At 59.4% G+C, this 15,216-nt stretch carries 14 protein-coding genes; all 14 read left to right on the top strand.

Going from position 1 to position 15,216, the window contains the following annotated elements:
- The first annotated feature begins 260 nt into the window (after positions 1–260).
- The 14 genes from hypF (at position 261) to ACRQ1B_RS18290 (ending at position 15,196) form a co-directional block, all read left to right on the top strand.
- On the top strand, positions 261–2,630 hold the full coding sequence (gene hypF / locus ACRQ1B_RS18355; protein WP_432295364.1) for a carbamoyltransferase HypF: 2,370 nt from the start codon (positions 261–263) through the stop codon (positions 2,628–2,630).
- A 107-nt stretch (positions 2,631–2,737) separates the two neighbouring features.
- Entirely contained in the window at positions 2,738–6,559 is a 3,822-nt protein-coding gene (locus tag ACRQ1B_RS18350; protein ID WP_432295362.1) for a proton-conducting transporter transmembrane domain-containing protein, read from the top strand.
- Positions 6,549–7,508 (top strand): respiratory chain complex I subunit 1 family protein, encoded by a 960-nt coding sequence (locus ACRQ1B_RS18345; protein ID WP_432295360.1) that lies wholly within the window; start codon positions 6,549–6,551, stop codon positions 7,506–7,508. Before ACRQ1B_RS18350 ends, ACRQ1B_RS18345 begins: the two co-directional genes overlap by 11 nt.
- Before the next feature lie 11 nt (positions 7,509–7,519).
- Positions 7,520–7,948, top strand: a complete 429-nt coding sequence (locus ACRQ1B_RS18340) for an NADH-quinone oxidoreductase subunit B family protein (RefSeq protein ID WP_112456143.1) — start codon at positions 7,520–7,522, stop codon at positions 7,946–7,948.
- 9 nt (positions 7,949–7,957) lie between these two features.
- On the top strand, positions 7,958–8,458 hold the full coding sequence (locus tag ACRQ1B_RS18335; protein WP_432295359.1) for a 4Fe-4S binding protein: 501 nt from the start codon (positions 7,958–7,960) through the stop codon (positions 8,456–8,458).
- Complete coding sequence (locus tag ACRQ1B_RS18330; RefSeq protein ID WP_432295358.1) at positions 8,455–8,973, top strand: NADH-quinone oxidoreductase subunit C; 519 nt, start codon at positions 8,455–8,457, stop codon at positions 8,971–8,973. Before ACRQ1B_RS18335 ends, ACRQ1B_RS18330 begins: the two co-directional genes overlap by 4 nt.
- Positions 8,970–10,055 (top strand): hydrogenase large subunit, encoded by a 1,086-nt coding sequence (locus tag ACRQ1B_RS18325; protein ID WP_432295356.1) that lies wholly within the window; start codon positions 8,970–8,972, stop codon positions 10,053–10,055. Before ACRQ1B_RS18330 ends, ACRQ1B_RS18325 begins: the two co-directional genes overlap by 4 nt.
- A gap of 175 nt (positions 10,056–10,230) precedes the next feature.
- The gene (locus tag ACRQ1B_RS18320) at positions 10,231–10,581 is read left to right on the top strand and encodes a hydrogenase maturation nickel metallochaperone HypA/HybF (protein ID WP_432295354.1); all 351 of its coding nucleotides are present in this window, start codon (positions 10,231–10,233) and stop codon (positions 10,579–10,581) included.
- 34 nt (positions 10,582–10,615) lie between these two features.
- The gene (locus ACRQ1B_RS18315) at positions 10,616–11,197 is read left to right on the top strand and encodes a 4Fe-4S dicluster domain-containing protein (protein ID WP_432295352.1); all 582 of its coding nucleotides are present in this window, start codon (positions 10,616–10,618) and stop codon (positions 11,195–11,197) included.
- Positions 11,198–11,213: 16 nt separating this feature from the next.
- Complete coding sequence (cooS, locus tag ACRQ1B_RS18310) at positions 11,214–13,214, top strand: anaerobic carbon-monoxide dehydrogenase catalytic subunit (RefSeq protein WP_432295350.1); 2,001 nt, start codon at positions 11,214–11,216, stop codon at positions 13,212–13,214.
- Positions 13,211–14,008, top strand: a complete 798-nt coding sequence (locus ACRQ1B_RS18305) for a carbon monoxide dehydrogenase accessory protein CooC (protein ID WP_432295348.1) — start codon at positions 13,211–13,213, stop codon at positions 14,006–14,008. The genes cooS and ACRQ1B_RS18305 overlap by 4 nt, the downstream gene beginning before the upstream one ends.
- Complete coding sequence (locus tag ACRQ1B_RS18300) at positions 13,999–14,202, top strand: CooT family nickel-binding protein (RefSeq protein ID WP_432295347.1); 204 nt, start codon at positions 13,999–14,001, stop codon at positions 14,200–14,202. Before ACRQ1B_RS18305 ends, ACRQ1B_RS18300 begins: the two co-directional genes overlap by 10 nt.
- Positions 14,199–14,441: a DUF8180 domain-containing protein gene (locus tag ACRQ1B_RS18295; RefSeq protein WP_432295345.1), complete on the top strand. Its 243-nt coding sequence runs from the start codon at positions 14,199–14,201 to the stop codon at positions 14,439–14,441. The genes ACRQ1B_RS18300 and ACRQ1B_RS18295 overlap by 4 nt, the downstream gene beginning before the upstream one ends.
- An 89-nt stretch (positions 14,442–14,530) precedes the next feature.
- Positions 14,531–15,196 (top strand): Crp/Fnr family transcriptional regulator, encoded by a 666-nt coding sequence (locus ACRQ1B_RS18290; protein WP_432295344.1) that lies wholly within the window; start codon positions 14,531–14,533, stop codon positions 15,194–15,196.
- The last annotated feature ends 20 nt before the right edge of the window (positions 15,197–15,216 follow it).

Genomic DNA, 15,216 nt, shown 5'->3' with positions numbered 1-15,216 from the left:
GTGTCGGGCCTCTCCATGCGTTCTGATTTGCCAATCTGTTGATGGCTAACGAGCACTCAGCCGACGTGGAGCCTGACCGACCGATAATGTGCGAAGAGTGCCTTCATGATGAAATGAAGCTTTGGAATGTGTTCCAACCTTTGCGCCAACTCAATAATCGATGAGCGTAGGTAGGATAATTGCTTTGGCAGCCGTGCTGGATTGAAGAGCTTGGATACTCGCGGGCGGCTAAATGAATTGCCTTTGGCTTGGATTGCCACATGGACAGCCAAAAACCGGAAGCCTGCTCTGTCGGATTGACCACCGTCGATATCGTCGTATCGGGCGCGGTGCAGGGCGTTGGTTTCAGACCCTTCGTCTACCGGTTCGCGAACCAATTGGGTGTTCGCGGAACGGTCCTCAACGATGGCAGAGGTGTGGTGATCGTTGCACAAGCATCCCAGCGGCAGCTGGTGGCTTTTGTCGATGCATTGCGTGAGAAACACCCTCCTCTTGCGAAGATCGCCTCATTGGAGGTCTCGCCCAGACAACAGTCTTCGATAATCGAGAGCTTCAGGATCGTTGCCAGCGGCACAGCCGCGACAAGGGCAAGCGCGTGGATCCCTGCCGACACTTTCGTCTGTGACGACTGCCTGAGTGAAATGCACGATCCGGCCGATCGCCGCTATCGGTACCCTTTCATCAACTGCACCAATTGCGGTCCACGCTACTCGATCATCGAACGAATGCCTTATGATCGTGCAACGACAACCATGAAAAGCTTCGCCATGTGCCCGGCATGTCTCGGTGAATACGAGGATCCTGGTGACCGCCGTTTTCATGCCCAGCCCAATGCCTGTCCTATCTGCGGCCCGCGCCTTCAGCTTGTCGACAATACCGGCGCGGATGTCACAACCGACGATATTCCAGCTTTTGTCAGGTCGGCCCTGCGTGAAGGCAAGATCGTTGCAATCAAGAGTGTTGGAGGCTTTCACCTCGCCGTCACACCCTTCGATGAACGAGCAGTCAGTGAACTGAGGAGAAGAAAAAAACGCGACGCCAAACCCTTTGCACTCATGGCACCCACGATCGACGTCGTCAGGCGCTACGCACATGTTTCATCGGATGAGGCAGATGTTCTGATCTCGCCCGCCCGCCCGATTGTGCTGCTCTCGCGCTTTCCCGATGGTGCCATCGCCAAGGCTGTCGCGCCAAGGAGCCCGATGCTCGGCTTCATGCTGCCTTCGGCTCCTCTGCATTACCTGCTTCTTGAAGAGCCTGACTTGCCGGCCATCGTTATGACCAGCGGCAATGTCTCCGGCCAACCTATCTGCCGCAGCAATGAAGACGCGCTGCGCGACCTCACGCGTATCGCAGATTATATCCTGCTGCATGATCGCGACATTCACACCCGCGTAGACGATAGCGTCATGCGGGTATCGCCAATGAACGAGCCGCGGCGATCAGGCATTACCTTTCTGCGGCGCTCGCGGGGATTTGCGCCAAACCCGATTCATCTGCCGGGAAAACCTGGCGCATCCGTTCTCGCCTGCGGGGCAGAACTGAAGACAACGGTTGCAGTTTCGCGCGGCAATGAGGTTTTCCTCAGCCAGCATATTGGAGACATCAAGAACGAAGACACGTTTGCGGCCCATCAGACAATTGCCGGTGAGCTTGCGCGTCTCAACGGTATCCGGCCACAGGTGATCGCCTGTGACCTGCATCCCCAGTTCCGCGCAACGCAAGAGGCATTGGCGCAAACCGCACTTTCGGTCGAACTCGTTCAGCACCACCATGCTCACATGGCCTCCTGCATGGCGGAAAACGGACTGACCGGTCAGACGATCGGGGTGATTTTCGACGGCATCGGTTATGGAACGGACGGCACGATCTGGGGCGGAGAATTTCTCCTCGGTGATTACGAGACTTTCGAACGCGCCGCCCATCTGCGGCCATCCCTTTTGCTGGGAGGCGATCAGGCCATCCATGAGCCTGTCAGAACCGCAATCGCATTGTTGCTGGAGACATTCGGCACACTTGAGGCACTCCCACCGATCCTGCCGCCACTGCGCTTTCTCGAGACACAGCAGAAGCGCATTTTCGAGACGATGTTTTCAAGACGCATCAACGCAATGCCGCATACCAGCATGGGCAGGTTGTTCGATGGCGTCGCCTCCTTGCTGGGGCTCTGCCACATTGCCGAATATGAGGGGCATGGCCCGATCGACCTCGAGGCGACCCTCGACCGTGATCACAGGATGGCTGAACCATTCGACTACGCCATCCAGGTCAACGAAGGGGGACGATTGGAGATCGATTTTCGTCCCATCGTCCGGTGCCTTGTCGACGACGTGGCAAAGAATGTGCCGACAGCCCAGATCAGCCGCCGTTTTCACTCGACGCTCGTCATGATCGTCAGCGATGTCTGCGAGCGTCTGTCTGAACGCTTTGGCACACGGCAGGTGGTGTTGAGCGGCGGCGTATTCCTGAACGAGTTTCTGCTCGTCAATACCTTTGCCCGCCTGCAGTCTCTGGGCTACGCAGTCCACCACCAGAGCGCAGTTCCGCCCAATGACGGCGGCATCTCTCTCGGCCAGGTGGCCGTCGCCAATGCAAGGGCTTTCCGTCGTGCTGCGGCATTGTCGCAGTGACCCTATGGACCGCTGAATTGTCCGCTGGCTGACGGAATTTCCGCATCAACCGCCCTATCCGTAGTCCGATCGCCCGGGAGGGCAGGTACGAACGACGGTTGCGGTTCATGGACAATATTTCAATCATAGGCTGGATCGGCCTTTTTCTCACTCTGGCGAGTGAAATCGCTGCATTGCTTATGATCCGGGACATAAGGCGGATGCTTGCCGCCTCCTGTCTCGCCGAAATCGGCTATGTGCTGATGGGGATCGGTGCGGGAACACTGATCGGCGATACCGGCGCACTGATGCATCTCGGTTATCAGGTCGTCATGCGTCTTCTGGTGATCACTGCCGCCGCGCATCTGATCCGGCGCACCGGCTCGTCGAAGCTCGACGATCTTGTCGGCAGTTCCGAGCGCTTTCCTTTCGCCTCGCTGATGTTCGGTTTCGGCATGTTTTCGGTCATGGGTCTGTCGCCGTTCAAGGGGGCTTTCTCGAAATTCGTCATCCTCTATGCCGATATCGAAAACGGCGCGTGGGTGCTGGCGCTTGGCGGCACCATCGCCAGCATGATCAGCGCGGTCTATTTCATCCGTGTGGTCCAGGCGATCTGTCTTCAGCGCCAGAGCCACGGCATCCTGCAGGACAGGCCGATCTCGTTCTTCAAACTGACCGCAGCCGATATTCCGATGGCAGTGCTGGCCGTGATCACGATCGGGCTCAGCTTGTTTCCGGAACCGTTTCTCGATGCGGCAGCCCATGCGGCAGGCATGGCCGATCTCTCGCAGCTACCCGAATTCGAGACCGGCTGGAGCGCTCAAGTCCTCCTGCCTTATCTCGGCGGCTTCCTGCTCTTTGTCCTGGGCCGTTTCTCACCGAATCTGCGAAGTGTGGGAGCCGTCACGATTGCCCTTGCGACGCTGGTTTTAATGGCAACATCGTTGAGGCTGGGTGATGTCGGTGATTATTTCGCCCTTATTTTCGCGGGTATCGGACTTGCCGCCACGGTCTATTCGGTCCGCTACATGGCGCATTCGCATGCGGCCAACCGTTACTATTTCTTTCTTTTCATCATGATCGGCTCGCTGATCGGCGTGGCGACCTCCGATCATCTCGGCAATTTCTATCTCTTCTGGGAGTTGATGACCTGGAGCTCCTACCTGCTCGTCATCCATGAGCAGACTGAAAAGGCGCTCAAGGCCGGCAAGACATATTTCCTCATCTGCGCGTCCGGCGCTTATGTCATGCATCTGGGCATTCTCATACTTCATGCCCAGCTCGGCACGTTCGAGCTTGCAGAAATCGCCGAACGCATGCCGCAACTGACGCCAGTCATGAGCGGCCTGATCGCAGTCCTTTTCCTGATCGGCCTCGGGTCGAAGGCCGGGCTCTTTCCGCTGCATAGCTGGCTGCCTGAAGCACATCCGGTGGCGCCGTCCTCCATCTCCGGGCCGATGTCAGGCATCCTCACCAAGGCCGGCATTCTCGGCATCATCAAGATCCTGTTCGTCGCCTTTGGCGGCGCGGCCATTCTGCATCAGGATCTGATTGGCGGCGTAACGGGCCCTGGCCTGGTTCTGATCCTGCTCGGCGCCATCACATTCCTGATCGGCGAGATCCAGGCCTACCGCCAGACCGACCTGAAGCGAATGCTCGCCTACTCGACGCTCGCCCAGATCGGCGAGATCACCATGATCATCGGCGTCGGCACTTATCTCGCTCTTGCGGGTGCACTTACCCATATCGCCAATCACGCGATCATGAAGACCATGCTGTTCTTCTGCGCAGGCGCTTTCATCATGCGTGCTGCCGGCCATGCCCAGAGCCTGAACGCGCTAAAGGGCATCGGCCGCAAAATACCGTTCACCGCGTTTTGCATGGGCATCGGCTTGCTTTCGATCATGAGCGTGCCGCCGTTCAGCGGTTTCGTCAGCAAGTTCATGATGATCTATGCCAGCGTCGAGGCCGGGCTTTATCCGGTTGCCGTCGTGATGCTGATCGGCGGTGTGATCGGCGCCATCTATTATGCCCGCATCCTGCGCGTGATATTCTTCGAACCTTATAACGGGCCTGAAATTTCGGAGGCACCGCTTGCAATGCGCTGCGTGGTCGGGGCTCTTGCGACACTCACTGTTGTCAACGGCCTCTATCCCGATGCGCTGCTGCAGCTTGTCACGCCGGCGATCGATCGGCTTGCCGCTTCCAGTGATCTCGTTCCCGCGGCCTTGCCGCCGGTCACCATGCAATGGTCGTTGGCCGCGGCTGTCGCCGCCATCGGCGCAATCACGGTCTATCTTTTCGGCCGCGGCCATGCGGTGCGTGCCGGTACCCTGTCAATCGTCGTCATGATAGCGGCCCTTGCCGCCGTTCTCTGGCAGGCAAGCCGCTACGACGCGCTCTCCTTCTGGTACGCGGTCGCCATCGTTGCCATGGGCGCGATAAACCTCTGCTATTCGATCGGTTACATGGCGCATGGCCGGTCGCAGAACCGGTTCTACTTCTATTTCATCGCCATGATCGCCGGCCTGCTCGGCGTTACGGCAAGCGGCAATCTGTTCTCCTTCTTCGCCTTCTGGGAATTGATGAGCAGCTGGACACTGTTCCTCGTGATCAGCCATGACGAAACAGAGGATGCGCTGCGCGAAGGCACCAAATATTTCGTCTTCAACGTCGCCGGCGCCAGTATCCTGTTTCTCGGGGTCACCATGCTGGCAGCCTTGGCCGGCACGTTCCAGATTGCCGACCTCGCTACAGCCGTCTCGGCGGTGCCGCCCGTCGATCTGATCGTTCCGACGGCGCTGATCCTGATCGGTTTTCTGATGAAAGCGGCGCAATTGCCGTTCCGGATCGACTACCAGATGCACACCGTCCCCGCCCCGACCCCGGTCAGCGGCTATATCTCGGCGGTGCTTCTGAAGGTCGGCCCATACGGCGTGTTGAAATTCTTCGTCGCGCTCGGCGGTGGTGCCGCCTTCATCCGCATGGCGGAGACGGCAAGCTGGATGCCGAACCTGATGCAGGCAACACAGGTCATCGCCGCAATTACCGTGCTCTATGCCGGCGCCATGGCCGTCGTGCAGAGCGGCATCAAGCGACTTCTGATCTACAGCACCGTCAGCCAGCTTGGCTATATCCTGCTGGCGCTGTCGCTTGGTTCGTCGCTGGGCATCGCCAGCGGCCTGATGCATGCTGTCAACCACATGCTGTTGAAGAATGCCCTTTTCCTCGTCGCCGGCTGCATTCTCGCCCAGGCGCATATCAACAGCCTCGACGAACTCGGCGGCCTTGGCCGGAAAATGCCGGTGACCTTCGCCGTCTTCCTGTTTGCCGGCCTGTCGCTTGCCGGCATCCCGCCGCTCAACGGTTTCGGCTCGAAACTCCTGATCTACGAGGCGGCATTCGAGGGCGGGCATTACATGCTGGGACTGTCCGCCCTCATGTCGAGCCTGTTCACGCTCGCGGCCATCCTGAAATTCGCCCACACCGCCTTCATGGGCCAGCTTTCCGAAAGAGCCTCGAAGATGGCGGAAGCTCCGATGGTGATGCTGGCACCGATGTTGCTTCTGGTCGGGGCAAGCATTGTGGTCGGCCTCTTCCCAGGCCTGCTTCTGGTGCCTATCGCCCACCTGCAAACAGGCCTTGGCCTCGAGCCGGTGCAAGCAAGCTGGCTGCGTGGCCTGCCGGGCGTGTCTTCCTACGATCCGCTCGTCATGATGGTCGCGCTCGTCGCGACGGGCCTGATCGGCTGGCTCTATTATCGGCTGTCCGGCAGCCGGCATGTGACGAGCTATGTCCATACGGGCGGTGGCGTAATGATCCCGAATTCCCGCATGCATCTGCCGGCATCCGCCCTTTACGAAACGCCTGAACGTCTGATCCGGTTGGCCTTGCGCGACAAGCCGTCGATCCAGCACCCGCAAACCGAAAGCCATGCCCATGACCACTGATACACTTCGGACCCTGCTGACTGTGCTGGTCTTTCCGGGGGGCCTGTTCGCCATGGCGCTGGGGCTTGCGCTGAAAGGTGTCGAGCGACGGGCGATCGCCCGTCTGCAGCGTCGCGTCGGGCCGCCTCTCATCCAGCCCTTCTACGACCTGATCAAGCTGATGCGGAAGCGGACCCTCGTTCCAGATACCGCCAATGCCTTCGTGTTTCTGGCTGTGCCGGTCGCCGGTCTTGCCAGCATGGCGGTTGCCGCATCGATGATCCCTATCCCCGGCTTCTACGAGCCAAGCACCGGTCTCGGCAATCTCGTTGTGCTCTTTTATCTTATCTCGATCCCCGCCGTGTCGCTGATGCTCGCCGGATCGGCATCCGGTTCTCCCTATGGCGCAATCGGCTTTTCCCGCGAGATGGCAATCGTGCTGGCATATGAGGGACCGATCCTTCTGTCGCTGGTGGCTGTAGCGCTGCATGCCGGTGCCATGACCGACCAGCCGATCCTGCTCAGCCTGACCGAGATCGTCCACTACCAGCAGGAACACGGTGCCTTCCTGTTCGATCCGTGGATGTGGCCGGCGTTTCTCACCTATCTCTGCTTCATTCCGGCCAATCTCGGTATCGCGCCCTTCGATATCCCGGAGGCGGAATCGGAAGTGCTGGAAGGGCCATTGGTGGAATATTCCGGCCCGCCGCTCGGGCTCATGAAGCTGATGTCGGTCACCAAGTCCGTCGTCGTGCTCGGGCTTGGCATCGCACTGTTTTTCCCCAACGGACCCGCCGGCCTCGCAGGGTTGTTCATCTTTCTCGCCAAGTGCCTCGTACTTGTTCTCGCCGTGTCGGTGCTGAAGGCCGCAGTCGGCCGCATGCGCATCGATCAGGCCGTGCTCTTCTATCTCAAATGGCCTGAACTGCTCGGCTTTGCCGGGCTCGCTCTCGTCATCGCTCGCTTCTAGGAAATCGCCCAATGGACTTCTTTTCCAAAGCCGCCCGAAAATCACCCTGGCTCTACCGGATCAATGCAGGTTCCTGCAACGGATGCGATGTCGAGCTTGCCACCACGGCCTGCATTCCGCGCTACGACGTGGAACGTCTCGGCTGCCAGTATTGCGGCAGCCCCAAACATGCAGACATCGTGCTGATCACCGGGCCACTGACGGCGCGCGTCAAGGACAAGGTCCTGCGCGTCTATGACGAAATCCCCGATCCCAAGGTAACGGTCGCGGTCGGCATCTGTCCAATCTCCGGCGGCGTGTTTCGCGAAAGCTATGCCATCGAAGGACCGATCGACCGCTACCTGCCGGTGGATGTCAACGTGCCCGGCTGTCCGCCGCGTCCTCAGGCGATCATCGAGGGCATCGCCAAGGCGATCGAGATCTGGGCGAAGCGGGCATAGGAGACAGTCATGGCATTCCTGAAAATCCTCTTCGACAATCTGCGCAAGGGACCGGCAACCGAGGCCTTTCCCTTTGGCGAGGCGGCGACGCCCGATGCCTATCGCGGCAAGGTGACGTTCGATGAAACGAACTGCGTCGGCTGCAATATGTGCGAGCATGTCTGTGCCGGAGGCGCCATCCGTTTCTCCGAAAAGGAAGACGGGCTGCATTTCCTCATCTGGCACAACACCTGCATTTCCTGCGGCCTTTGCGCCCACTATTGCCCGACCAAGGCGATCAAGCTCAGCAATGACTGGCACCTGTCGCATCTGCAGGAAGAAAAATACGAGCAGGTCGATCATGCGGTCGTCCCCTACCGGCACTGCACCTCCTGCGGCGAGCGGCTACAGCCGGGCGGGCCGATGCTGCATCAACTTGCCTTCAAGGGCACCAACCCGCGGTCTCAGCGACTGATGAATATGTGCCCGGATTGCCGGCGTAAGGCCAGCTATAGTGGAGAAGCGCTATGAACGAAGCCTCTGACATCATTGACCTGGTGGCATCTGTTGCCCGGACGATCCCGGGAGAATTTTCCTTCGACGAAGACAGGCATGGCAGGGTCACTGCCTGGATCTCGCTGCAAAACAGCACGGATCTGGTTGCCGCGGCTCGAGCCCTCAAGGCAATCGGCGCGCGGTTGAGCATGATCACCGCTCTGTCGGATCAGCCCGAGAGTATCAATACGATCGCCTATCACTTCGACATAGATGGAAGCACGGTCACATTGAAGGTCGAAGTGAAACCGGGCGGTACCGTGGAAACCATCGTACCGCTGTTTCGCAATGCCGACTGGCACGAACGCGAGTTCATGGAACTTTACGATCTGCATGTGAGCGGCCGCGCCAACAGTCGGCGGCTATTCCTCGACGAAACCGTCGATCGGCGGGTGATGCAGCGGCTTATCCCGCTCTCCGTCCTGTCCAATGCAGCAAGCACGAACATGCTGTTCGAGAAACTGATCGTCGATCGGGAGAAGTCGAGATGAAATCCTTTGATATGCCTGTCGGCCCGCTTCACGTCTCGCTCGAAGAGCCGATGTATTTTCGCATCGACGTGGAAGGCGAAGAGGTCGCGGGCATCGAGATCACCGCCGGCCATGTCCATCGCGGCATCGAATACCTCACGGCAAAGCGTAACATCTATCAGAACCTTGCCCTGATCGAGCGGGTCTGCTCGCTCTGCTCCAACAGCCATCCGCAGGCCTATTGCATGGGGTTGGAAAAGATCGCCGGCATCGAGGTGCCGGAACGGGCGCAATATCTCAGGGTGATCGCCGACGAAATCAAGCGCGCTGCGTCCAACATGTTCAATGTGGCGATTCTGGCCCATATCGTCGGCTTCGAGTCGCTTTTCATGCATGTCATGGAAGCGCGGGAGATCATGCAGGACACCAAGGAGACGGTGTTCGGCAACCGCATGGATCTGGCCGCCAATGTCATCGGTGGCGTCAAGTTCGATATCGCCGAAGATCGCATCGCCTATGTGATCACCCAGCTTAACAAGCTGGAACCGATCCTCGTCAAGGAGATCATTCCTCTTTACGAGACCAATTCATCGATCCTGTCGCGAACCCGTGGCGTCGGTCTGATCAACCGCGACCAGTGCATCGATTACGGGCTGATGGGACCGGTCGCGCGGGGATCGGGCTATGCCTATGACGTGCGCACCGCCGCCCCCTACGCGGTCTATGATCGCCTCGATGTCGAGGTCATCACCTACCCGGATGGCGATGTCTGGTCGCGCGCCATGGTGCGGCTGAAGGAAGTGGTCGAGGCCATCCGACTGATGCGTCTTTGCCTGCGCGAACTGCCCGAAGGTCCGCTGACGGCCGGTCCCTTGCCGTTCATACCGGCGGGCGAAGCCATCACCAAGGTCGAGGCGCCGCGTGGCGAACTGATCTATTACCTGAAGACCGATGGCACCGACATTCCAGCGCGGGTGAAGTGGCGCGTGCCGACCTACATGAACTGGGATGCGCTTGAGGTGATGATGGTCGGGGGACGCATTTCCGACATTCCATTGATCGTCAACAGTATCGACCCCTGCATTTCCTGCACCGAGCGATAAGTCCTGTTCGTTCACGAAGTCGTCTTTTTGCATGGCGTGCGCATCGAAAAATGCGCACGCCATGCGCGTTTTGACGCAGAAACCGCTTCGCTTCCGGGTTTGTCGTCTGGTTGACAGAACCTTCTCCCGGACAGGCGTAACCCGGTTTTCAGGAGAGAGGCTGGAGCGTGGCAGAATGCACGAGATCACCATAACCTGCGCCCTGATGAAGGTCGTGAGCGAGGAAGCCCAGCGCCGTGGTGGCGGTAGGGTCACCGAGATCGCGATGACAATTGGCGGCCTGCAGGGCATCGAGCCCGCGGTTCTGGAATCTTCGTTCAGCCTGCTTGCTGAAGACACGATCATGGCCGGCGCCCGTCTCAGGATCAACCAACTGCCGGTGCGCGTCTTTTGCCGGAAATGCGACAGCATTCTCGTCGCAGACGCGCGCTTTCGATGCGGGTCCTGCCACGGCAATGACGTGAGGATCCAGCCTTCGCAAGGAATGACTGTCGATGAAATCGTCGTCTGCGCCTGTGACGCATAGCGGCCATTGGCGAAGTGGACCTGGAGAACGGAAGATGCAGCAAACGCAAGTCAAGGAAAACGTCATCATCTACGCGGAGCCGGACCGCTGTCTGGGCTGCCACTCGTGCGAATTGGCCTGCGCGGTGGCCCATGGCGGTGAAGGCCACGACATCGTAAGCGCGGTTGCGGCACATCTGCCGCTGCATGCCCGCAATCAGGTCGTTTCAGTGGATGGCGCGACGATGCCGATGCAATGTCGCCAGTGCGAGGATGCTCCCTGCACGCTGGTCTGTCCGACCGGTGCCTGTCATCAGGCCAAGGGGCAGATACAGATCGTCGAACAGCAATGCATCGGTTGCAAGCTGTGCGTCATGGTCTGCCCGTTCGGGTCGATTACCGTGCGCTCCGAGGAGAGGCACAAGGCCTCGTCGATCACCAATCGCGGCGTTGCGAAAAAATGCGACCTCTGCGTCGAGTGGCGCGCAAGCACCGGCAAAGCTGATCCGGCCTGCGTCGAATCCTGCCCGACCAAGGCGATCAAGATGGTCGACGTCAACGCCTATCGCGATGCGTTGCGGCTCGCCCGCGCCCGCGAGATCGCCCAGTCCCATCGTTCAATCCGTATTTCGCTCTAATCGAGGAGGCTCATTCATGGCCTGTCTAGACTGCTCCAGCTGCTCGTGCGATCCCGCTGCCACCGAAATGCTGGCGATTGCCGAAGCCCAAAGCATCGATACCGCCTGGAGCCGCTACGCTGCGCAGCAGCCGCAATGCGGTTTCGGAACCACTGGCCTTTGTTGCCGCATCTGTCTGAAGGGACCATGCCGGATCGACCCGTTCGGCAAAGGCCCGCAATTCGGTGTCTGCGGTGCGGATCGTGACACGATCGTCGCCCGCCACATGGTACGCATGATGGCATCGGGCGCGGCCGCCCATTCCGAGCACGGTCGTCATATCGCGCTTGCCATGCTGCACTTAAGCAAGGGCCATTTGAAGGACTATTCGATCCGCGATCAGGAAAAGCTGATGGTCGTTGCCAAGCGGCTGGGCGTGAAGACCGACGGTCGCGAGTTGATGGCGATAGTGAGGGAACTTGCCGATATCACCCTCAACGACTTCCAGAACCAGGATTATGACCAGCCTTGTAACTGGCTGAATGCATCACTTCCGGCACCACGCCTGAAGAAGCTCGGCGAGCTGGAGCTTCTACCGCACAATATCGATGCTTCCGTTGCCCAGTCCATGTCGCGAACGCACCTTGGTTGCGACGCCGATCCAACCAACCTGATCCTCGGCGGCCTGCGCGTGGCGCTTGCCGACCTCAATGGCGAGATGCTGGCGACGGAACTCTCCGACACGCTGTTCGGCACGCCATCGCCGGTCAAGACGACATCCAATATGGGGGTCCTGAAAAAGAATGCCGTCAATATCGCCGTCAACGGTCACAATCCGCTGCTGTCGGACATCATCTGCGACGTCGCCGCCGACCTCAACGCCGAGGCTATCGCGGCCGGCGCCAAGGAAGGTATCAACGTCATCGGCATCTGCTGCACCGGCAACGAGATCATGGTGCGCCATGGGATTCCGCTCGCCACCAACTACCTTTCTCAGGAATTGCCGATCCTGACCGGCGCGCTGGATGCCATGGTTCTCGACGTCCAGTGCATCATGCCGTCGCTGCCACGGGTGGCCGAATGCTTCCATACGAAGATCATCACCACCGACAAACAGAACAAGATCGCCGGCGCGACGCATATGGAGTTCGACGATACGAAGGCTTCGGAGAATGCGGCATCGATCCTGCGCGTCGCCATCGATGCCTTCAGACAGCGTGATCCGAAACGGGTACATATTCCCAATTTCAAGCAGGAAGCCATCGTCGGCTTCAGTGTCGAAGCGATTACGGCAGCGCTTTCCAATATCAATGCCGACGATCCGCTTCAGCCGCTGGTCGACAACATCGTCAACGGCAATATTCAGGGCGTCGTCCTGTTTGCCGGCTGCAACAACACCAAGACGCAGCAGGACAGTGCTTACCTCGATATCGCTTTATCGCTTGCTGCTCGCAACGTGTTGGTTCTCGCGACAGGCTGTGCTGCCGGTGCCTATGCCAAGGCGGGCCTGATGACCCGGGAGGCCACGCGTCTCTATGCCGGCGAAGGCTTGAAGAGCGCGCTGACTGCAATCGGCGAGTCCGCCGGAATGAACGGGCCCTTGCCGCTGGTTCTGCATATGGGATCCTGCGTCGACAACAGCCGCGGCGTCGCACTCGGCACAGCACTGGCCAACAAGCTCGGCGTCGATCTCTCCGATCTGCCGCTTGTCGCCAGCGCCCCGGAAGCGATGACAGAGAAAGCGGTGGTTATTGGCAGCTGGGCCGTCACGATCGGCCTTCCCACGCATCTCGGCACGGTTCCGCCGATTGTCGGCTCGGATGTCGTGACAGGCCTCGTTACCGACACGGCACGGGATCTTCTTGGCGGATATTTCATCGTCGAGACCAATCCGGCGCTCGCAGCCGACAAGCTGTTCGACGCGATCCAGCAGCGCCGCAGCGGCCTGGGTCTCAAGACCTATAGCGCACCGGCTCTCTCTGCGCGGACGAAGCCCGGATCGCGGCAGATGCCGCTTCTGCCGGAGCGGGTGTCATGAAAATCGCCGTAACGGGCAAGGGTGGTGTCGGCAAATCCACGATCGTGGGTTTGCTGGCCCGCGCACTTGCCGACGATGGCTGGAAGGTGCTTGCCATCGATGCCGATCCCGACGCCAATCTGGCGTCCGCGATTGGTGTGCCGGCCGACAAGCTTGCGGATCTGAAGCCGATCTCGAAAATGGTCGATCTGGCGCGCGAGCGAACCGGAGCCACGGACGGGCCCGGCTCGCATTTCATCCTCAATCCGAAAGTCGATGACATCCCCGATGGTTTCAGCGTCGAACATGCCGGCGTGAAGATGCTGCTGATGGGAACAGTAAACCACGCGGGAACCGGTTGCGTCTGTCCCGAACATGCCCTCGTCCGTACTCTGCTACGCCATATCCTGACCCGCAGGAAGGAATGTGTGTTGATCGACATGGAAGCCGGCATCGAACATTTCGGCCGCGGGACCGTGGAGGCGGTGGACCTGCTGATCATCGTCGTCGAACCAGGTGCGCGCAGTTTCCAGACCGCGAGACAGATCGAGCAGTTCGCCGGCGAGCTGGGGATCAAACAGGTCTGCTACGTCGCCAACAAGATCGCATCCGATCGAGACCATGCCTTCATCGCAAGCCGTGCGGACGAATGCGATCTGCTCGCGAAAATGCCCTTCGATGCCTTGGTCCAGACCGCTGATCAGGCAGGCCGGTCCTTCTACGACAGTGACCCCAAGGGCAAAGACCGGGCGAAAGGCCTGATGCAGGCGCTGCTTGAACGCCTGTCTGCGAAAGGAGATCAGCAATGTGCCTAGCAACCGTCACCATCAGTCGCACTCCATCGCCGCCAGTGGCCATCGACGACGTCACCGCCGTCAGCCTGGCTGACGGATACGTGCAAGTCTCCACCCTGTTCGGCGAGGAACACCGCTTCAGCGGTGTTTCCATCCGGCATATCGACACGCGCAAAGGCGTGACCATTCTGTTCGAGGAGGATCATTCCCTATGAAACCAGAAGACCAGGCAAAAATCCGGCTACGCACCTATGTGGCCCATTTTGCAGACCATGCAGAAGACCATCTCGCTGAGATCGGCGCACTAAAGCCCTCACTCACTGATGATGCCCTCCTCACTCAGCTTATCGAACGAGCCATCGACGATATGGAAACGGCACGCCGGTCGCTCCGGGCGGTTCTCGATGCGCTTGGGAGCAGTTCAGACACAGGTCACACACATCATGCCCACTGACTTTCATCAAGGCGCAGGACGCGCCGAAGGCTACGCTTCCGCCGCAGGGATTCTTGCCGGCTGCTGAAGCCGGAGTTCGGGAGGCGGATATGACGGCGCGATTCAGTATAGCCCATGTTTTAACCGGTCCGGCCGGCGAAGGCTTCTTCAACGGGTTTCAGGCACGGTCTCACGGCAAGGGGAGCATGATTTGTTTCGGCGAGAATGACGAGAACGGCATCTTCGTCGTGATGAATGGCAAGCTGCGTGTCTACATGGTCGGTGAAGACCGTGAGATCACCCTGTTCTATCTCGTCGCAGGTGACATCTTCTGTCGCCATTCCGGCTGTCTGATCGAAGCGGTTGAACAGAGCGAGCTGCGCGTGACCGACATGAGGACGTTCGCAGCCAAGATGGAAAAGACCCCTGCCCTGTCGCATGGCCTTATTTCCATCCTTGGCCGCGCGATCATCTCCTGCATGAGAAACATCGAAGAACTGATGTTTCTCGATATCAAGCAGCGCGTCGCCTGGTTCTTCCTGGATCGGGCGACCGCGGAAAACGAGGACGCGCATTTTGCCGTCAAGCTTTCGGTCGATCTCACCGTCGAAGAAATCGCCAACCTGATCGGATCATCACGACAGGCGACATCAACGGCGATGAACAGCCTGATCAAGGACGGCCATCTCGAGCGCCATGGCCGGACGGATTACACCATACCCGACAAGGATCGCCTGAAAGCGGCAGCGGCGACGGGCAGACTGTCGGCACGGTGAGCGTGTCGGAAGCCGCACCG

Source organism: Endobacterium panacihumi, from assembly GCF_050847465.1.
Classification (GTDB): domain Bacteria; phylum Pseudomonadota; class Alphaproteobacteria; order Rhizobiales; family Rhizobiaceae; genus Neorhizobium; species Neorhizobium panacihumi.
Note: the sequence above shows the minus strand (reverse complement) of the source record. Positions and strands in the feature narration are given on the sequence as shown.